Source organism: Herbivorax alkaliphila, from assembly GCF_030848475.1.
Taxonomy (GTDB): domain Bacteria; phylum Bacillota; class Clostridia; order Acetivibrionales; family Acetivibrionaceae; genus Herbivorax.
Window position 1 is genome coordinate 1 of record NZ_JAVDDS010000046.1, and the last position, 20,315, is coordinate 20,315.

General features: G+C 32.0%; 15 protein-coding genes. 1 reads left to right on the top strand and 14 read right to left on the bottom strand.

Going from position 1 to position 20,315, the window contains the following annotated elements; translation table 11 throughout:
• Positions 1 to 37 precede the first annotated feature (37 nt).
• Together RBH29_RS13985 and spoIIP are read right to left on the bottom strand one after the other, a co-directional pair.
• Complete coding sequence (locus RBH29_RS13985) at positions 38 to 373, bottom strand: hypothetical protein (protein ID WP_306697550.1); 336 nt, start codon at positions 371 to 373, stop codon at positions 38 to 40.
• 58 nt (positions 374 to 431) lie between these two features.
• Positions 432 to 1,679 carry a stage II sporulation protein P gene (gene spoIIP / locus RBH29_RS13990; protein WP_306697551.1) on the bottom strand — a complete coding sequence of 416 codons (1,248 nt, stop codon included), beginning with the start codon at positions 1,677 to 1,679 and terminating at the stop codon, positions 432 to 434.
• Positions 1,680 to 2,053: 374 nt separating this feature from the next.
• On the opposite strand from spoIIP, the gene RBH29_RS13995 reads away from it, so the two are divergent.
• Positions 2,054 to 2,263 (top strand): hypothetical protein, encoded by a 210-nt coding sequence (locus tag RBH29_RS13995; protein WP_306697552.1) that lies wholly within the window; start codon positions 2,054 to 2,056, stop codon positions 2,261 to 2,263.
• 140 nt (positions 2,264 to 2,403) lie between these two features.
• Here RBH29_RS13995 and RBH29_RS14000 read toward each other — a convergent pair whose 3' ends face one another.
• From RBH29_RS14000 to gdhA, 12 genes are all read right to left on the bottom strand, one after another.
• A complete protein-coding gene (locus RBH29_RS14000; protein ID WP_306697553.1) occupies positions 2,404 to 6,678 on the bottom strand; it encodes a 2-hydroxyacyl-CoA dehydratase in 4,275 nt (1,424 codons plus the stop codon).
• Between the two features lie 82 nt (positions 6,679 to 6,760).
• Positions 6,761 to 7,327, bottom strand: a complete 567-nt coding sequence (gene lepB / locus RBH29_RS14005; protein WP_306697569.1) for a signal peptidase I — start codon at positions 7,325 to 7,327, stop codon at positions 6,761 to 6,763.
• A gap of 236 nt (positions 7,328 to 7,563) precedes the next feature.
• Positions 7,564 to 9,345, bottom strand: a complete 1,782-nt coding sequence (aspS, locus tag RBH29_RS14010; protein WP_306697554.1) for an aspartate--tRNA ligase — start codon at positions 9,343 to 9,345, stop codon at positions 7,564 to 7,566.
• Positions 9,346 to 9,391: 46 nt separating this feature from the next.
• Entirely contained in the window at positions 9,392 to 10,648 is a 1,257-nt protein-coding gene (gene hisS / locus RBH29_RS14015) for a histidine--tRNA ligase (protein ID WP_306697555.1), read from the bottom strand.
• Positions 10,649 to 10,807: 159 nt separating this feature from the next.
• Positions 10,808 to 11,410, bottom strand: coding sequence for an MBL fold metallo-hydrolase (locus RBH29_RS14020; RefSeq protein ID WP_306697556.1), 603 nt, complete (start codon positions 11,408 to 11,410; stop codon positions 10,808 to 10,810).
• Between the two features lie 21 nt (positions 11,411 to 11,431).
• Positions 11,432 to 11,881, bottom strand: a complete 450-nt coding sequence (gene dtd / locus RBH29_RS14025; RefSeq protein ID WP_306697557.1) for a D-aminoacyl-tRNA deacylase — start codon at positions 11,879 to 11,881, stop codon at positions 11,432 to 11,434.
• Positions 11,882 to 11,911: 30 nt separating this feature from the next.
• The gene (locus RBH29_RS14030; RefSeq protein ID WP_306697558.1) at positions 11,912 to 14,092 is read right to left on the bottom strand and encodes a RelA/SpoT family protein; all 2,181 of its coding nucleotides are present in this window, start codon (positions 14,090 to 14,092) and stop codon (positions 11,912 to 11,914) included.
• Between the two features lie 29 nt (positions 14,093 to 14,121).
• Complete coding sequence (locus RBH29_RS14035; RefSeq protein ID WP_306697559.1) at positions 14,122 to 14,637, bottom strand: adenine phosphoribosyltransferase; 516 nt, start codon at positions 14,635 to 14,637, stop codon at positions 14,122 to 14,124.
• Between the two features lie 109 nt (positions 14,638 to 14,746).
• On the bottom strand, positions 14,747 to 17,209 hold the full coding sequence (recJ, locus tag RBH29_RS14040) for a single-stranded-DNA-specific exonuclease RecJ (protein ID WP_306697560.1): 2,463 nt from the start codon (positions 17,207 to 17,209) through the stop codon (positions 14,747 to 14,749).
• A gap of 686 nt (positions 17,210 to 17,895) precedes the next feature.
• Positions 17,896 to 18,072 (bottom strand): 30S ribosomal protein S21, encoded by a 177-nt coding sequence (gene rpsU, locus RBH29_RS14045; RefSeq protein ID WP_306697561.1) that lies wholly within the window; start codon positions 18,070 to 18,072, stop codon positions 17,896 to 17,898.
• Between the two features lie 260 nt (positions 18,073 to 18,332).
• Entirely contained in the window at positions 18,333 to 18,740 is a 408-nt protein-coding gene (locus RBH29_RS14050; protein ID WP_306697562.1) for a single-stranded DNA-binding protein, read from the bottom strand.
• A gap of 236 nt (positions 18,741 to 18,976) precedes the next feature.
• Positions 18,977 to 20,311 carry an NADP-specific glutamate dehydrogenase gene (gene gdhA, locus RBH29_RS14055; RefSeq protein ID WP_306697563.1) on the bottom strand — a complete coding sequence of 445 codons (1,335 nt, stop codon included), beginning with the start codon at positions 20,309 to 20,311 and terminating at the stop codon, positions 18,977 to 18,979.
• Positions 20,312 to 20,315 lie beyond the last annotated feature (4 nt).

Consider the following 20,315-nt stretch of genomic DNA (forward strand, 5'->3'; position numbering starts at 1 on the left):
TTATAACATAACAAATATCATGTGAACAGAAAAATTTTTAGTCTTTATAATTTTTTCTTTGGGATTTTACCCATTCCACAAAGTCATTGAGGTCTTCTTGGATATAATCTGTGTTAAAATATAAATTTTTATTAAACATTGTAATGTGATAATACCCACCTTCTATTTTTTTAATACCAAGCAAGTTAATACTATCTTCATTATTCATTAGACCATTTAGAGAATAATCCACTATAAGTATACCTGTGCAAATTATAACAAAGCAGATTATAGATATAAATATACATCTTTTCCGTTCAACCCTAATAGTTCTATACTTTTCTAACCTTTTCATTGTTATACCAACTTTCCCCTGTATTGATAATATTATCACCAGTTAGTATTCACAATAAACAAAAGTATAAAACTTTTATTCACTTAGCTAAAAGATTTCACTGCTGGTTTAAAACTTCATCAATTGCTTCGGCAAGATATTTTGTGCTTTCCAAACACTCACTTATTAAATTCCCATCGCCTCCAATTTCAACCAACAGTGCACCATTGGTTAGATGTTGATTATATCTATGCTGACTCATATAAATAGGTCTTGTAATTCCCGAATGCTTTTGATTTAGTATATTTTGAAGTGTTACAGCTAACTTTAGGTTTTCCTCCCATTCTGGATGATTTAATCCAGAAGCATCAGTCCCCACTACAAACATTATTTTTGCAACCTTTTTTCCATCTATTTCAGTTACTGCCCTTAATTTATCACCATCTATTCCATCTCTATGAATATCTAATACAATTTGTATAGATGGATAACTGTTTAAAATGTTTGAAGCTGTATTTAAAGATCTTCCATATGCACCAACATCACTTGGATAGTTATGTATTGTGGAATTATGTATAACTTCAATATTATATTTTTTTCTTAAAATCTGTGCTAATTCTTCTCCAACTCTTACAACATTATTTGTAGCATCTGTAGTTCTGTTTGGAATTCCTCTTTGACTTAATTGTCCTAAATCTTTCAAGAAGCTTTCTGTAGTATGGGTATGATAAATTAATACCTCAGGCCCCTTTTTCTCAAAATCTAATTTCAAAGGCTCCTCCATCAATTTTTTAATATCTATATTATAATTGGTTTGATGGTTGTTTATTGCTATTTTTTCCATAGTTATTGCATCTTTTTCAGAATATTCCCTATCATTGTCTTCACCATTATATGTTATACTGCTCTGTCTATTCTCAAACTTATCTTCCGAATCCAGACTTTCTTGATTATCTAAATCTGCAATATAAACATATGGTTGATATGGTTTGTTGCTATCATTTACATAGGTGTTATAGCCATTTATATAAAAGTTTTTAAAATATGAGGACTGTGCATTTAGCAGAGTTATCGGATACCCTAAGTCAAAATGAAATAAATTCTTTATCACTGCTCTTAACTGTCCAGAAAATGAAAGGCTTGTACTACCACTGTTATATATAGTATCAATTACAGGCAAAGTACTGTTTAATGTATTCCTGAATGTTTCAGCCTCTATGCTTTCAATAATTTTATTTTCTGAATTATAGAAAACATCTCCAAATGTTGTGCCAATTTTAATTGCCAATAAAAATGCTAACACTAAACAAAGAATTTTTTTAGACAATAAAAATTTCTTGTAGTACTTTTTAAACTTAAAAATCATCTTTTATCCTCCGTTATTTGTACAAAATTAAATAAATATAACTTCTTTTTAATATTTTTATCAGTAAATTATATTCTCAAAATTTTTTTTTATTCGAGGACTTGATTTATTAAAGGAAAAATTATATAATATAAATAAGCTAAAGATGGCATGTCAACATAATGTTTCAAATCTTAGATTTCTTAATGTTACAATGCAACGAAGTGTTTATTTTTGATTTATTTTGTGTCGATTAATAACTATTGTGGTCGTTTGCTTTAAGTACGAATAAATTTATAATAAAATAAATTTTAAATGCAGTTTTAATTTCTGTAACAAATCCATGTAATTAAAATCTATTAAACTAATTAATACACTTTAAAGGAGGAACTCTCATGTATAATTTCAAGTCTTTAATATGCTACAATTGTAAGTCAGTTATTTTAAACCTACCTGAATCTGAAGTTTCTAAACTAGACGGTCTTACTTTTCAATGCGAGTGTTGTGGAAACAAAAATGTTCTCAGCCAATTCACCTTTTCTAAAAGCACTGACATAGGTGATCCATATATCAACATTCTAAGTGCAGATAGTTTAGCCTTGTAAATTCTTACATAGGAAACAATTAAAAAAAGTCTTACTATAAAAGGATTGCCTGCTCAAAGTTTATTCTGTAGCAAAACGATAAAGCTACCATTCCCCTTTGTTGTTTTAAACTAACAGGCAATCCTTTTTTAATTTAATTGTTATACGGTTGTTTTTATCTCCTCATCAACGCTATCATTACACAATTGCTTTTTGTCAAATTCTTTAAAAGCTGTAGAAAGCATAAGCTTTATCCTATTTATCTGATTTACTTCACTAGCTCCTGGGTCATAATCTACTGCCGTAATATTTGAAGTTGGATATCGCTTTTTTAATTCTTTAATCATACCTTTTCCCGTAACATGATTAGGCAAACAGGCAAAAGGCTGCATACAAACTATATTTTGTGCACCACTTAAAATAAGTTCAATCATTTCTGCTGTCAAAAACCACCCTTCACCTGTCTGATTTCCTAGCGATAACACATCAGATGCAAGTTCGGCCAATTCATCTATTGAATCTGGCGGGTAAAAACGCTCACTTTCTAAAAGAGCATTTTTCATATGCTTTCTATAGTATTCAATTAACTTTATAATTCCATTTTTTATTATTTTTGTGCTTTTTTTACCTGAAAGATGGGAGTATTTAAAATTGGCATCGTATGCTGCATATAACACAAAGCCAATTAAATCTGGCATTACAACCTCTGCCCCTTCTTTTTCAATGACATCTACTATATCATTGTTGGCTGTAGGATGAAATTTAACAAGTATTTCCCCTACCAAACCAACCTTTGGTTTCTTTTCATCAGTTATCTTTAAATAGTCAAAATCTTTTACAATATTGTAGATATTCTCTTTAAACTCTTTGTGTTTACCATTTCTCACAGATTCTTTACATTTTTCAACCCATGTATTGTATAAAAGGTTTGCAGAGCCTTTTATTTTTTCATAGGGTCTTATTCTATAAAGAACCTTCATAAGAATATCACCATAAACAAGTGCCATCATCGACTTATTAACTAGGCTTGGCGTATATTTCAAACCAGGATTTTTCTCAAGACCTGCAAAGTTTAAAGAAATTACAGGTATATGAGAAAGATCTGAGTCTTTTAAAGCTTTTCTTATAAAAGCTATATAATTAGTAGCTCTACAGCCTCCAGCAGTCTGAGATATCATAAGTGACGTATTATTAATATCATATTTTCCAGATTTTAAAGCTTCCATCAATTGCCCTATTACAATTATTGAAGGATAACATGCATCATTATTTACATATTTAAGACCTTCATCAACAGCCTTTTTATCAACAGAAGGCAATACTTCTAGATTATATCCTGAAGCTCTAAAAGCCTCCTGCAAAAATTGAAAATGTATAGGTGACATTTGTGGAACCAAAATAGTGTGTTTTTTCTTCATTTCTTTTGTAAATAAAACTCTGTCACAAGAATACTCACTTTTTTCAGGAATAAACTTATTATTATCTCTTTCATCAACTGCAGCTTTCAATGATCTAATTCTTATTTTGGCTGCACCAAGATTGTCTATCTCATCAATTTTTAGTACTGTATATATTTTTTCGCAACTTTCCAAAATTTCCTCCACCTGATCAGTTGTCACAGCATCAAGACCACAGCCAAATGAATTCAGTTGTATAATTTCAAGAAAGCTTTTGTCTTTGACAAAATCAGCTACTCTGTACAGTCTTGAATGATACATCCATTGATCCACAACTCTCAATGAAATTTGATCTTTCACTAAATGAGATATGGAGTCCTCTGTTAAAACAGCCATACCGTATTCTGTTATTATATTAGGAATTCCATGGTTTATTTCAGGGTCTATATGATATGGACGCCCGGCTAAAACCACACCTTTCTTTCCTGTCTTTTTAAGATGTTCTAAAACCTCTTCACCTTTTAACTTAATATCTTCTTTAAATCGCTTATCTTCTTTTCTCGCAAGAGACGCAGCCTTTTTTATTTCAGCTTTAGAAATATTAAACTCTTTAAATTCTTCATACATCCTTTCAACAAGTCTGGAATCATCATTATATGGTAAAAAAGGATTTTTAAATTCTATATCTTTTTCTTTCAGTATATCCATATTATTTTTTATAACTTCAGGATAAGAAGTAACTATAGGACAATTATAATAATTGTTTGCATCTTTATATTCTTCTTTTTCATATGGGATACATGGATAAAATATAAAATCTACATTTTTATTTATTAAGCTCATTATGTGTCCATGAACTAATTTACCAGGATAACATACAGATTCGGAAGGAATGGTCTCCATTCCAAGTTCATATATTTTTTTGGTAGACCTTGGGGAAAGTTCTACACGGAATTTTAATTGAGTGAAAAAAGCAAACCAAAATGGATAGTTTTCATACATATTTAACACTCTTGGAATCCCAACTGTACCTCTTAAGGCTTCGTCCATATTAAGAGGTTCATAAGAAAAAACTCTTCTGTATTTATAATTATATAAATTGGGAACATCTTTATTTTTAACTACTATACCAGCACCTTTTTCACATCTGTTTCCTGAAACAAATTCTCTTTTATCACCAAAGCTATTAATAGTCAAAAGACAGTTGTTTCCACATTTTTCGCACCTTTCCATGTACACATTTACTTTAAATTGATTAATCTTATCCATATCAAAAAGTGAACTTTTTTCACCTGAAACATTTCTCTCTAAAGCAATTAGTGCAGCCCCATAAGCCCCCATAAGCCCTGCAATTTCAGGCCTTACAACTTCATTTTCTGAAATCAGCTCAAAACTTCTAAGCACTGCATCATTATAAAACGTTCCTCCTTGAACAACTATTTTATTTCCCATTTTTTTAGGATCTCTAATTTTGATTACCTTCTGAAGTGCATTTTTTACAACAGAATATGAAAGACCTGCTGAAATATCTCCTACAGATGCTCCTTCTTTTTGAGCTTGTTTAACTTTAGAATTCATAAAAACAGTACACCTAGATCCTAAATCAACAGGTTGTTTAGCCAATAAAGCCTCTTTTGCAAAGTCTGCCACATCCATATTTAAAGAATGAGCAAAAGTTTCTATAAAAGAGCCACAACCTGAAGAACAGGCCTCATTTAACATTATACTATCTATCACACCATTTTTAACTTTTAGACATTTCATATCCTGACCACCAATATCAAGGATAAAATCCACTCCTGGTAAAACAGCTTCTGCGGCTTTGTAGTGGGCAATTGTCTCAATTTCGCCAACATCAAAACCTAAAGCAGCTTTTAAAAGATTTTCTCCATATCCTGTAACTGCTGAGTTTACTATCTTAGAGTTTTTAGGTAATAGAGAATAAATCTCTTTTAAAATATTAATGGCAGATGTAACTGGGTTTCCATTATTGCTTCCATAAAATGAATATAAAAGAGCACCTTCTTTGTCCATAAGCACAGCCTTTGTGGTTGTAGACCCTGCATCTAATCCAAAGAAACATTCTCCTTTAAAACTTTTTATATCTCTTTTTTTTAAGGTGTTATTCTTATGTCTTTTTTGAAATTTACTCAACTCATCACTATTTTTAAACAGAGGTTCTAATCTTTCAACTTCATGAACCACCACTTTTTTTAGTACTTCAAGCCTTTTTTTAAAAAGCTTTACTGGAACAGCTTTTGTATTTTTTGATTCTAATGCTGCACCTAATGCAACATAAAGCTGAGCATTTTCAGGAAAAATAACCTGATGCCTTCTAAGTTTCAAGGTTTCTACAAACCTTAATCTCAATTCAGATAAAAACTGCAAAGGTCCTCCTAAAAAAGCCACATTGCCTCTAATAGGCTTACCACAGGCCAAGCCACTTATTGTCTGGTTGACAACCGATTGAAAAACAGAAGCAGCTATATCCTCTCTTGCTGCCCCTTCATTTATCAAAGGCTGTATGTCGGTTTTAGCAAAAACACCACACCTAGACGCAATAGGATAAATAACTTTACAGCCTTTTGCCAATTGGTTTAACCCCTTAGCATCAGTCTTTAAAAGTGAGGACATCTGATCTATAAAAGCTCCAGTTCCCCCAGCACAGGTTCCATTCATCCTCTGCTCTATACTTCCTTCAAAAAAAGTTATCTTAGCATCCTCTCCACCTAATTCAATAACAACATCTGTATGGGGTATAAATCTTTCTATTGCCTTTGTACTTGCAATAACTTCTTGAATAAAGGAAATTTCCAACCACTTAGAAACAGACATGCCACCTGATCCAGTTACCATTATGGTTATATCTTCGTTTTCAAACATTTGACATGCATCACTTAAAAGCTCAAATATGGTTTTTCTAATATCTGAATAATGTCTTTGATACTTACTAAATATTATCTGGTCATTTTTTCCAATAATGACTAATTTAACTGTAGTGGAACCAACATCTAACCCTACATTTAATAATTTATTCATAAGACAGCAGCTCACTTAAGCTACATTCACGCCCCTTTCAAACTGCATCTTAACATAATTGTTAAAAGCATCTCATACTTTTTCAATCTTTCAAAAGACTTATCCTGCTAAAAGGAAAAAATCTCAAAATAGCCTTTCCACCAATATAATCGGTTTTTATAACTCCAAAATTTCTGCTGTCAGTGCTTTGTCCTAGCATTCTATTATCTCCTATCACATATACATAGCCTTCAGGAACTTTAACACTGGCATGCTCATCATCTTCCAAAAATGTTTTATCCCCTCTTATATTATAGTTCTCTTCCAAAATTTCACCATTTACAAAAACCTTTCCTTCTTTTATTTCTACTAAATCTCCTTCTACTCCAATAACTCTTTTTATTAGAGGACTATTTTTAAAACGTATCCCATCATCACCCTCAGGGTCATCTAATGTCACAATATCCCCTGCTTCAATTTTACCAAACCTAGCACTTATTTTTTCAATAATCAATCTATCATTATTAGAAAGAGTATTTTCCATTGAACTTCCTTCAACAACAGTAATTTGAGCAACAAAATTTACAATTAAAACGCCCAATATTATTGCAACTGCTATATGAATAACCCAATCCAGTACTTCTCTTATAATACTTTTCTTATCCGTAATAAGCCCCCCTTTTTTTTAACCACAACTTATTCTCTAAACTTTAAAAACACAATAAACCCATACTAATAAATTTTATATAATTTATTATCATTTTTCAAGTGGATAGGTATATAATTTAATATTAAAGAAACATTTCAAAATAAAGATTTGAGTTAAATATTAACTTCATATAACGAATCAGATGGAGAAATCCTCCATCCGATTTCCATTTTATGCTGTCTTTGCTACAAAAATTCCTAAGTATCCAAATTAATATGAAGCTCTTTAAGCTGCTTTTGTTCAACATTGTCAGGAGCATTTGTCATAAGACAGGATGCATTTTGCACTTTTGGGAAGGCTATTACATCTCTTATGCTTTCACATCCCCCCATAAGCATAACAAGCCTGTCAAGTCCAAATGCCAGCCCTCCATGTGGTGGTGTACCATATTGAAATGCGTCCAGTAAAAAACCAAATCTTTCTCTTGCCTCTTCCTGAGTAAAACCTAAGTGTTTAAACATCTTTGACTGAAGTTCTTGGTCATGTATCCTTATACTTCCCCCTCCAATTTCATTTCCATTGAGAATAATATCAAATGCCTTAGACCTTACCTTTTCTGGTTCTGTTTCAATATATTTCATATCCTCGTCCATAGGAGCAGTAAATGGATGATGTTTTGCTACATAACGTTCTTGCTCTTCATCGTATTCAAAAAGAGGAAACTCTGTAACCCACAAAAATTTAAATTCCTTATCATCAATTAAATCCAGCTTTCTTGCCAATTCAAGTCTTAACTCACCAAGAGCACTAAATACAATTCTATCTTTGTCTGCCACAAAGCAAATTAAATCCCCTGGTTCTGCCTCAACTTTTTCAAGTATAGATTTAACCTCATCTTCCTTTAAAAACTTTGTAATTGGTGATTTAAGTTTATCTTCTTCCACCACTATCCATGCCATTCCTTTTGCATTATAATCTTTCACATATTCACCAAGAGCATCTATTTCTTTTCTGCTAAATTTACTTCCACATCCCTTTGCATTTATAGCTCTGACACTTCCACCTTTTTCTACTGCACCTGAAAAAACCTTAAAGCCGCAGTCTTTAACTACATCTGATAAATCTATAAGCTCTAAACCAAATCTTACATCAGGCTTATCAGATCCAAACCTATCCATAGCTTCCCTATATGACATTCTTTCAAATGGACTGTCAACTTCCACTTCAAGAACTTCTTTAAAAAGTCTTTTGATAAATCCTTCATTAATCTCAATTACATCTTCAATATCTACAAAGGACATTTCCAAATCTATTTGAGTAAACTCTGGCTGTCTGTCAGCCCTTAAGTCTTCATCTCTAAAACACTTTACAATTTGAAAATATCTATCAAATCCAGATACCATTAAAAGCTGCTTAAATAATTGAGGCGATTGAGGCAAAGCAAACAGCTTCCCTGGATGAACTCTACTGGGTACAAGATAATCTCTTGCTCCCTCAGGAGTGCTTTTTGTAAGCATTGGTGTCTCTATTTCAAGAAACCCATTGTCATCAAAATAGTCTCTTGCAACTTTTGATACTCTGTGTCTTAGCACAATATTCCTTTGCATATCAGGTCTTCTCAAATCAATATACCTATACTTAAGCTTTAAAGCTTCATTTACCTGAGAGTCTTCTTCAATGTACATAGGCGGCGTCTCCGCCCCGCTTAATATTCTAAGTTCTTCTGCTAATATTTCCACTTCCCCTGTAATCATATCAGGATTTACAGCATCACCAGTTCTCCTTACAACTTTCCCCTTTATTGCAAGTACAAATTCAGTTCTTATTTTTTCAGCTTTTTCAAAAAGTTCTTTTTTTGACTCATTGCTAAATACAGCTTGAACAATGCCTGTCCTATCCCTTAAATCAACAAATATAAGCTTTCCTAAATCCCTTCTTTTTTGAACCCATCCCATTACAGTAACCTCTCTATCTACATCGTCAACTGTAATTTCAGTGCAATAATGAGTTCTCTTTAAACCATAAATTGATTCACCCATTTTTTCACTCCTATCATATTAACTTTTGTATATTATAATGTTATCTTTAAAAATTCTTCAATCTATCAATAACTGTATCTAAACTTATTTCTTTTTGTTCTCCGCTATCCATATTTTTTAAAAAACCTTTATTTGTATCAATTTCATTATCTCCTAATACAATGGAAAAACGTGCTCCTAGTTTGTTTGCATATTTCATCTGTGCTTTAACGCTCTTTCCCATCAAGTCAGTTTCAGCACTAAGTCCCTCTTTTCTCAAATTAAACACTAGTTTCTGAGCATATTTTTGTGCCTGATCACCTATAGTTCCAACAAAAATATCAATGCCTGTAGAATCTGGAATTTCAATATTTTGAGTTTCCATAACCATAAGAAGCCTCTCTAAACCAATAGCAAAACCAATAGCTGGTGTTGGTGCCCCTCCAAAAGATTCTATAAGTCCATCGTACCTGCCTCCACCACAGACTGTTCCCTGTGAACCTATGTTTTTTGACACAAACTCAAAAACTGTCTTTGTGTAATAGTCTAGGCCTCTTACAATGTTTTTGTCTATATTATAATTAATTTCTAAGTTATCTAATCCCTTTTTTAAACCCTCAAAGTGATTATTACATTCTTCACACAAATTATCAATAAGTGCCGGAGCTTTCTCTGTGATTTCTTTACAGGAATCTTCCTTACAATCAATAATTCTTAAAGGATTTCTATCAAACCTTTCCTCACACGTCTTACATAACTTTTGTAAATTTGGTCTTAAATAATCTTTAAGTTTGCTATTATATTCATCTCTACACTCTTTACAACCTATACTGTTTATATTAAGTTCAACATCATTAATGCCTAATTTACTTAAAATATCATCCAGCATCGCTATTACTTCAACATCTATAGATGGCCCTTTAGACCCAAAAGCTTCTGTTCCAAACTGATGAAATTCCCTATAACGACCTTTTTGTACATTTTCGTATCTATAGGCAGTAATATTATAGTAAAGTTTTACAGGCTGTGGCAAAGAAGCCATTCCATTTTCAATATAACTCCTAGCAACACCAGCAGTCCCCTCTGGTCTTAGAGTTATACTTCTATCCCCTTTATCTAAAAATGTATACATTTCTTTTTGAACTATATCTGTAGTGTCCCCAACACCTCTTTGAAACAATTCAGTATGCTCAAATACGGGAAATCTAATTTCCTTATAGCCAAAATTACTACAAATCTCTGCCATCAAATTCTCTATGTACTGCCATTTGTGTATCTCTTGTGGTAGAATGTCTCTTGTTCCTTTTGGTGACTTTGTTAACATCACAAACCTCCAATTTATTAGTTTTATATATTAAAATTAAACACAAGTAAACTCGTTTAACTTTATCTTATTTTAAGACTCCACCTTCTATAAGGTGGAGTTGCTCTTATAAATTTTCAGGTGAAGTTGAGTCCCCACCTGAAGCCTCGATGTTTAGCTTTAGTAAAAGACTTTTTCCGCTCCAATGGTTGTAGAGTCTCCATGACCTGGATATACAACAGTTTCATCATCAAAAGTCATAAGTCTTTTTTTTATTGATGACAATATATCACGTTCATTGCCATCTCCTAAATCTGTCCTTCCCCTTCCCATTTTAAACAATGTATCTCCTGTAAATAAATTATTTTCACCTTTTATACAAATGCTTCCAGATGAGTGACCTGGAGTGTGGATTATTTTAAAATTAATTCCTCCAGCACTAATTTCATCGTTGTCTTCTAAAACCCTGTCTGCAGGTTTAAAAGAAGTTTTTTGTCCAAAAAAACCAGAACCATTTAACATTGGATCTAAAAGCTTCTCGCTGTCATTTTTATGAACTAAAACTTTAGCCCCTGTTTTTTCACGAAGTTCATCAACATGACATATATGATCAATATGAATATGGGTTAGAACAATGTACTTTATATTTATTTTTTTCTCATTTAAAACATTTAAAACTTCACTGGTGTCAACACCTGCATCTATAATAATTCCCTCGTTGTTATCATATACAATATAACAATTAGAATCAATCATCCCAGTAGGTAAACACTCAATTAGCATATAAAAACCCTCCCTATAAACTTAAAATTCTTTTTTACTGTCTAAAAGTATTGTAACAGGTCCATCATTATGTATTTCCACAGACATCATTGCTTGAAATGTACCCGTCTCAACTTTTACATCATACTTTTCACACTCTTTTATAAATTGTTTATAAATATCTTCCGCATCTTTTGGCCTTGCAGCTTTGTCAAAGCCAGGCCTTTTTCCTTTTCTGCAATCTGCATAAAGAGTAAATTGTGATATAACAAGCAATTCACCATTTACGTCTTTTAGGGAAATATTCATTTTCCCATTTTCGTCTTCAAAAATCCTCAAATTTATTATTTTGTCTGCTAAATATTCAATATCCTTTTGAGTATCTTCTTTACCTATGCCCAAAAGAACATTAAGACCTTTTTTAATTTCCCCAACAGTCTCTTTTTCCACAGTAACTTTGGAAAAATTTACCCGCTGTACTACTGCTCGCATTTTACCTCTCCTTAACTCTATTTTACAATATTATTTCTTTTTTCTCGTTACTTCAAAAACAGAATCAACTTTCTTTAATTTTTTAATTATTTTTTCAAGCTGCTCTGTATTTGTTATTTCCAGTGTAAGGCTCATTATTGCAATTTGATCTTTGCCTGTTCTTGCATTTATAGCCTTTAAAGGAATTTTTGATTCCCCAATGACATTTGTTATTTCCATTAAAAGAGCCGTTCTGTCATTGGCAACAACTGTAATATCCGCCTTATAAGCTACATTATTTGCAGTATACCAAGAAACTTCAATAAGCCTGTTATCACCATCTATAGTGTCTGCCACATTAGGACAATCGCTTCTGTGAACAGATACACCTCTCCCCCTAGTAATATATCCAACTATATCATCTCCAGGTACCGGATTACAACATCTAGAAATTCTAACAAGGCAATTATCCAAACCCTTTACTACAACACCATTTTCCGGAACACTTTTTCTTCTTTCCTGATTTTTAGGTTTACTTACTGTTTTAACCATATCTTTTGCAAGTTCTTCTGACTTAATTGTTTTTCTATATTCCTCTTTAAGCCTTGAAATCACCTTGTTTGCAGTTAATGCACCATATCCTATTGCCGCATAAACATCTTCTATAGAAAGAAAAGTATATTTTCTAAGTACAATTTCAATCCATTCAGGTTTAAATAGTTGATTAAAGGTTAACGATTGTTTTTTTAATTCTTTTTCAATCATTTCCTTTCCTCTTATAATATTTTCTTCTCTTTTTTCCTTTTTAAACCACTGGTTGATTTTATTACGTGCTTGAGAGCTTTTTACTATTTTAAGCCAATCCCTGCTTGGTCCGTGAATATTTGAAGCTGTTAAAATCTCCACTATATCTCCATTTTTCAGTTCATATTCAATAGGTACTATCCTACTGTTTACTTTTGCACCTGACATTTTATTTCCAATTGCACTGTGAATGGAATATGCAAAATCAATAGGGGTTGAACCTGCTGGAAGATTTATAACATCACCTCTAGGAGTAAAAACAAAAACTTCGTCTGTAAAAAGATCAACCTTCAAAGTCTCCATAAATTCATCTGCATCTCGCATTTCTTTTTGCCACTCTAAAAGCTGTCTTAGCCAAGCAAGTTTTTTATCTGAGTTGTTATTAGAATTGCCCCCTTCTTTATACTTCCAATGGGCTGCTATACCAACTTCAGCTATTCTATGCATCTCCCAGGTTCTTATTTGAATCTCAAAAGGCACTCCTTCAGGCCCTATCACAGTGGTATGCAGCGACTGATACATATTTGGTTTAGGCATCGCAATATAATCCTTAAATCTTCTAGGCATAGGTTTAAAAATCTCGTGAACAAGCCCCAGCACTGCATAGCAATCCTTTACCGAACTTACAATAACTCTAACGGCAAAAAGATCATATATCTGCTCTAGTGTTTTATTTTGCCGAACCATTTTTCTATATATACTATAAAAGTGTTTAGGTCTTCCATCAAGTTGTGCTTCAACATTAATCTCTTTAGTTTTTTCTTTTAGCGTTTTTAAAATATTTTTAATATAGTCTTCTCTTTCATTTCTCCTTTTAGCAATCTTTTCTACCAGTTCATAATACCCCTTTGGATCTATATATCTTAAACAAATATCTTCTAATTCCCATTTAATTTTAGAAATACCCAATCTGTGAGCCAGTGGTGCATAAATTTCCAAAGTTTCCTTCGCCTTTTCAGCTTGTTTCTCAACCTTCATGTATTTTAACGTTCTCATATTGTGAAGCCTGTCTGCAAGTTTTATAAGAATAACTCTTATATCTTTTGCCATAGCAAGAAACATCTTTCTTAAATTCTCAGCCTGCCTCTCCTGCTTTGTTGTATAAGGAATTTTACCTAATTTGGTAACACCGTCCACTAAGTCTGCTACTTCTTTGCCAAACATTGATTTAAGCTGCTGATAATTATACTTGGTGTCCTCAATAGTATCGTGAAGAATTCCAGCAATTATTGAAGTACAATCCAGCTCAAGATCTGCTAAAATAAAAGCAACTTCCATAGGATGTGTAAAAAACGGTTCTCCTGAAACTCTGTGCTGGCCTTCATGTGCTTCTTTAGAAAGAACATATGACTTTTCAAGCAGTGTAAAATCACATTTAGAATTATATTTTTTTATTTTTTCTACAAGTTTGTTATAGCTATCGCACATTAAAATTCCTCCAAGAATGCTTCACATTATTAAAACTGAACAATTGATTTTACGTTATAGCCTTCTAATTTTTTTCTTCCATTTAAAAACTCAAGTTCAACAAAGTATATAATTCCTGCAACTTTTCCACCTAGTTTTTCAACAAGTTTTATATTAGATTCTGTAGTTCCTCCAGTAGCAAGCAAGTCATCCACAATAATGACTTTTTGTCCTTTAGATATCGCATCAATATGTATTTCCAACATATCGGTACCATATTCCAGTTGATATTCCACTGATATAGTTTTGTAAGGAAGTTTACCCTTTTTTCTTATTGGTACAAATCCCCTTCCAATTGCGTATGCCAAAGGAGTTCCAAAAATAAATCCTCTTGACTCTGGTCCCACAATAACATCGAATTCACCAAATTTTTCAATTTCATCCTTCATCTTATCAATACATTTCTTAAGAGCTTCTGGATCCTGCAATACTGTTGTAATATCAATAAAGTTAACACCTTCTTTAGGAAAGTTCATAACTTGACGTAATTTCGATTTTAAATCCATAAACTTCCTCCTGACAAAATCTATTTTATCAAACAAAACATAAATACATAATATCATATTTTTTTTCTTTTGAACATAAAAGCATGTTCGCAGGATACATTTAATCTGTCTATTTCTTAAGATTATTAATGCTTCTATAAATAGATGAATTTTCAATACTTTTTTTCTCTTTACCTGTATCAAGCATTTTTATGCTCACTCCATATTTACCATACAATTCACTTTTTAAAAAGGATAACTCACTAAAAATCTGAAAAATTTTTTTTACTTTAAAGTAATTCATATTGATATCATACTTTTTTGATACTAGGTCTGAAAAAACAAATAAATTATCTAAAACAAAATTTGTTTTAGAACTTGCTTTTAAATGCTTGTATAAAAAAACCATATCCTGCCTGTCAGGTATAATATCATTTTTATTAAAATTGAAATTTATTTTATTATAAATATAAATTTCATTTAAATCAATACTATTTAAAACTCTATTCAAATAATTTTCACAAAACCAATTCCCATATATTATTGCCTTTTCAAACTCTGATAACTGTAATTTAGAAGGATCTGGATTTATCAAAACATGTAATTTAGAAGTATTCATTTTTACTTTAGAAAAACTCATAGAGTATTTTAAATCAAATTCAAAATTACATTTTCTAAAAAGTTTCATAATATCTTTTACAGACTCAATTGAGTTCACCATAATTACCACTGTTTTCTTTTCAGACTTATAAAGGTGTAAATACTCCTTTAAATCTTTACTCAGAACAATCGAAGAAATATTTTTAATGTTGCTGTGTTCTATAGTTTTTTCCTTAAACTCTAAACATTTATCAAGACTTAAAAAAAACTTATTTTTTAATGCTATCTCAAATGCAGGTTTTATATCCTTAGCCTTTAATTGAACACTCTCCCTTCCTTTCCAATTATTTATATCCAATATGCATGCAACATCCAATATATCAGATTTTTTGTACATATTGGCCAACTCACCTTTATTAAAGGCAATTGCATCTATATCAGATTTATTATTTTCAATTTTCAATTTTAAGTGCCTGCTATCATTTCCCACTGCCCTTAATTCACTGATTTTTGCACTTTCAAGCTTAAACAATGGCTCTGGATTATCAGTTCCAAAGGGTTCTAATAGGCTTAATTTACGTGCATTTTCCAAAGTAATCTCTTCTCTTTTGATAGTTGTATCTATTTTTATTTTTTGAACATAACAAGAACCATCCAAAGAAGAATCAGCATACTCATTTATAAGTTTTGTAAATTCATCAATATTTTCTTTTTTGACAGTTAAACCTGCTGCCATTTCATGCCCCCCGAATTTATCCAAAACACTTTCACAAAAGTTAAGGGCATTAAACAAGTTTAAACCTTCTACACTTCTTCCTGAACCTTTCCCAACTCCATCAGATACACTAATTAATATACATGGTTTGTTATATTTTTCTGTAACTTTAGATGCTACTATCCCAATAACCCCTTGATGCCAATTTTCTCCCCAAATTACCATAACATTATTTTTTTCCATGCAAGATTCTTTCTCAATTATACTTGTTACTTCCTTAAATATCTCTTTTTCTATGCTCTGTCTTTCTTTGTTTTGTTTATCTAATTTAGAGGCAATCTCTTCTGCCACAGTTTCATTGTCAGTTATCAAAAGCTTTACCGCCATTGCTGCATCTTTAAGTCTCCCTGCTGCATTAATCTTTGGAGCTATTATATACCCTATATCTACAGTGGTAATTTTCCTGTCTAAAATTCCTGAAACTTTCATAAGAGACTTAAGCCCGATATTTGAAGTATTACCCACTGCTTCTAGGCCAAATTTAACCAAAACTCTATTCTCACCAGTTAAAGGAACCACATCTGCAACAGTTCCAAGTGCTACAAAATCAAGATAGGATAGTTGGTCAAATTCTACATTCATTTCTATTGAGAGAGCTTTAATAACTTTAAAGGCCACTCCGACTCCAGCTAAATTTTTATTAGGATAGCAACAATCAAGTCTTTGAGGATTCACCACAGCTATAGCCACAGGAAGTTTATCCATGCACTCATGATGATCTGTAATAACCATATCTATTCCTTTTTCTGATAAAAATCTTGATTCTTCCAATGCGGTAATGCCACAGTCAACGGTTATAATCAGATCAACCTTTTTATTTACTATTTTTTCAACAGAACTTTGAGAAAATCCATACCCCTCGTCAAATCTGTCTGGAATATAGTAATCCACACAAGCATTTTGAGTTTTTAAAAATTTATATAAAATAGAGGTGCTTGTAACACCATCTACATCATAATCTCCATAAATTAATATTTTTTCCCTGCCATCTATAGCTTTAATTATCCTTTTTACAGCTATGTCCATATCTTTTAAAAGAAAAGCATCTTCTAAATCATCTAAATTAGGATTTAAAAATTTATTTATAATATTTACATCATTAATTTTTCTACTTAAAAAAAATTTTGCAAGAAAATTTGAAATACCTGCTTTACTGGCTAATTTTTCAATCTCATTAAAGGGAACATAACCTGTATCCCATATTTTCTTTATTTTCACTATATCACCCCAAAAACCAACATAGAATTAAAACCTTTATCACCCACCTTAAGTAAAGATGTCTTAAAGCAAAAGTGATAAAATAGCTTTACTTTACATTATAAAAAGCTCGATTTTCATCGAGCTTTTACTTTTATCTTATTTTAATATTTTCCCGTAATCTTCCTTTCTATACTTACCTTCGGAAGTACCATTTGTGCTTTGTCATCTGTATGATAGAAGACATCTTAACTATTCTCAAAAATATTCTAAACAAGTAAATATTTTTTTAAAAAATAGCTTACTGAGAAACTATTGGCAGTTTCTTCTTTCTAAAGAAAGAAATATTCTTGCTTCACAAAACTACTTAATGCAGACTCTCCACAAGGGTTGTCGGTATGCCCTACCGAATTCTTATTAAAGCCTCTCCTATATCACCTATCTTAAAGAACGTGTCTTACGGCGAAATAGATAACCAAAAGACTTTATATATCATCTAAAATCTCAGATTATGTCTTCTAGACTTCACCTTTCTCAGAAGACCCCCCACTTATAATTGCTTGCTTTAATTAGTTATTATTTAAAATCATTAGACCATCATCATCAAGGGCTTTTACATCTTCTTACCTGAAGCACTTCCGACTTTGCCATACAAATACATTTACTTATGGCACTTAAAACATTCCCTTATAAATACTGCTATGCTATTACTTGAATTTTCTTTTTCTTGCTGCTTCAGATTTTTTCTTTTTCTTTACACTCGGTTTCTCGTAGTGTTCCCTTTTTCTAACTTCTGCCAAAACGCCTGACTTAGCGCATTGTCTCTTAAATCTTTTAAGAGCACTATCGAGAGTCTCATTTTCTTTGACTTTAATTTCAGACACGCATTTCCCTCCCTCCGATGGTAACAATTGTGCTACGATTAAAACTACATTCCATAAAGCTACATTCCAAAGTATGGATTTAAATGGAAAACTTCAAAATATAGCACACTTTATATTATATATTATTCTACAGACTCATGTCAACTGTTAATTTTACTGTTTTACTGTATATATTAAAGATGAAGAACAATATTTTAGAAACTAAAGTTTGTCAGTCTAGGCATATAAATAGCATTCCGTTTACTGTGAATACAATTTTTTTAGAATGGCAAATCCTCATGATTGTGAGCATCAAGATTTTTATTTTCATCTTCTTTAACACTGGATTCATTATTTACACCGGATTCTTTTTTGCTGTCTGCAAAATATGCCTCTTCTGCAACAACTTCAGTTACATAATGTCTTTTGCCATCATTATCATCCCATGTTCTTACTTGAATTCTTCCTGTTACAGCAACTTGCTGACCTTTTACAAAATACCTAGAACAAAATTCCGCTAACTTATCCCATGAAACTACAGGTATAAAATCTGCCTGTCTCTCTTCCCCCTGTCTTTTAAATTTTCTGTTGACAGCTAAGGTAAAGTGACATACAGGTATGTTGCTCACATTTGTATACCTCATTTCAGGATCCTTAGTCAATCTCCCCATTAAAATTACTTTGTTCATAATACCACCTCTTACAAAAATACTATAATTAAATTATACCAAACATACGTTCGATTGTCCATAGATTTCAAAAAAATAAAAAAACATGGGAACCACACTTACATTCCCATGTTTTTTTATTTTTTAAAGAGAGGATACTAATTAAAATACATGTTATTTATGTGAATGAAAATTATTATATGCAACCCACTACCTAAAAAGGCAAGGAGATTGATAAAAATTCAGATTAAAATTTTTTATATGCCTTGTGCAGACATTGCAGATGCAACTTTTAAAAACCCAGCAATATTTGCACCTGCTACTAAATTATTTTCAAAACCATATTCTTTTGCAGCTTCACTTGCACTTTTATATATGTCAACCATTATATCTTTTAATTTTGCATCAACTTCTTCAAAAGACCATGAATATCTCATACTGTTTTGAGACATTTCAAGACCAGAGGTAGCAACACCACCTGCATTAGCAGCTTTACCCGGACCAAAAACAACACCTTTTTCTATAAATACATCTACTGCTTCAGGTGTTGAAGGCATATTAGCTCCCTCTCCTACTCCATAACACCCATTAGCAACCAATGTTTTTGCAGCTTCTTCATCAAGCTCATTCTGTGTTGCACACGGAAGTGCTACGTCACATTTTATTGACCAAATCCCTCTACAACCTTCTGTGTATGTTGCATCTGGATGATACTTAACATATTCTTTTATTCTCTTTCTCTCAATTTCTTTAATTTTCTTAACTGTATCAAGTTTAATTCCATCAGGATCATAAATATATCCACTTGAATCACTTAACGCAATTACTTTACCGCCTAATTGATAAACTTTCTCAGTAGCGTACATAGCAACATTTCCAGAACCAGAAACAACTACATTCGCACCATCAAAAGATTTACCCTTAATTGACTTCATTGCCTCATCCATGAAATAACAAAGACCATAGCCTGTTGCTTCTGTCCTTACAAGGCTTCCACCCCATGTTAAACCTTTTCCAGTCAAAACCCCTGTAAATTCATTTTTTATTTTTTTATACATCCCATACATATAACCAATTTCACGTGCTCCTACTCCAATGTCTCCTGCTGGAACATCAACATTAGCTCCAATATGTCTATAAAGCTCCAACATAAAACTTTGGCAAAATCTCATTATTTCAGCATCAGATTTTCCTTTTGGATCAAAGTCACTTCCACCTTTACCTCCGCCTAACGGAAGTCCTGTAAGTGAGTTTTTGAAAATTTGTTCAAAACCTAAAAACTTAATAATTCCTACATTAACTGATGGATGAAATCTCAAACCACCTTTATAAGGACCAATAGCACTGTTAAACTGAACTCTAAACCCTCTATTGACTTTAACATTACCATTGTCATCAACCCATGGCACCCTAAAAATAATCTGTCTTTCAGGTTCTATGATTTTTTCAAATATGCCTTCCTTTACCCATTTAGGGTTTTTTTCTGCAACAACCTCTAAGGAATCTAAAACTTCTTCTACTGCCTGAAGAAATTCAGGTTCATTAGTATTCCTCTTTTTAACTTGTTCCATTACATTTGTCAAAAGTTTCATTTAA

Coding starts and splice junctions, on each gene's coding strand:
- gdhA (WP_306697563.1), bottom strand. CDS start 20,311: ATGAAACTTTTGACAAATGTAATGGAACAAGTTAAAAAGAGGAATACT.
- RBH29_RS14020 (WP_306697556.1), bottom strand. CDS start 11,410: ATGCTAATTGAGTGTTTACCTACTGGGATGATTGATTCTAATTGTTAT.
- RBH29_RS14030 (WP_306697558.1), bottom strand. CDS start 14,092: ATGTGCGATAGCTATAACAAACTTGTAGAAAAAATAAAAAAATATAAT.
- RBH29_RS13995 (WP_306697552.1), top strand. CDS start 2,054: ATGTATAATTTCAAGTCTTTAATATGCTACAATTGTAAGTCAGTTATT.
- hisS (WP_306697555.1), bottom strand. CDS start 10,648: ATGTTAACAAAGTCACCAAAAGGAACAAGAGACATTCTACCACAAGAG.
- RBH29_RS14035 (WP_306697559.1), bottom strand. CDS start 14,637: ATGGATTTAAAATCGAAATTACGTCAAGTTATGAACTTTCCTAAAGAA.
- dtd (WP_306697557.1), bottom strand. CDS start 11,881: ATGCGAGCAGTAGTACAGCGGGTAAATTTTTCCAAAGTTACTGTGGAA.
- RBH29_RS14000 (WP_306697553.1), bottom strand. CDS start 6,678: ATGAATAAATTATTAAATGTAGGGTTAGATGTTGGTTCCACTACAGTT.
- aspS (WP_306697554.1), bottom strand. CDS start 9,345: ATGGGTGAATCAATTTATGGTTTAAAGAGAACTCATTATTGCACTGAA.
- RBH29_RS14050 (WP_306697562.1), bottom strand. CDS start 18,740: ATGAACAAAGTAATTTTAATGGGGAGATTGACTAAGGATCCTGAAATG.
- spoIIP (WP_306697551.1), bottom strand. CDS start 1,679: ATGATTTTTAAGTTTAAAAAGTACTACAAGAAATTTTTATTGTCTAAA.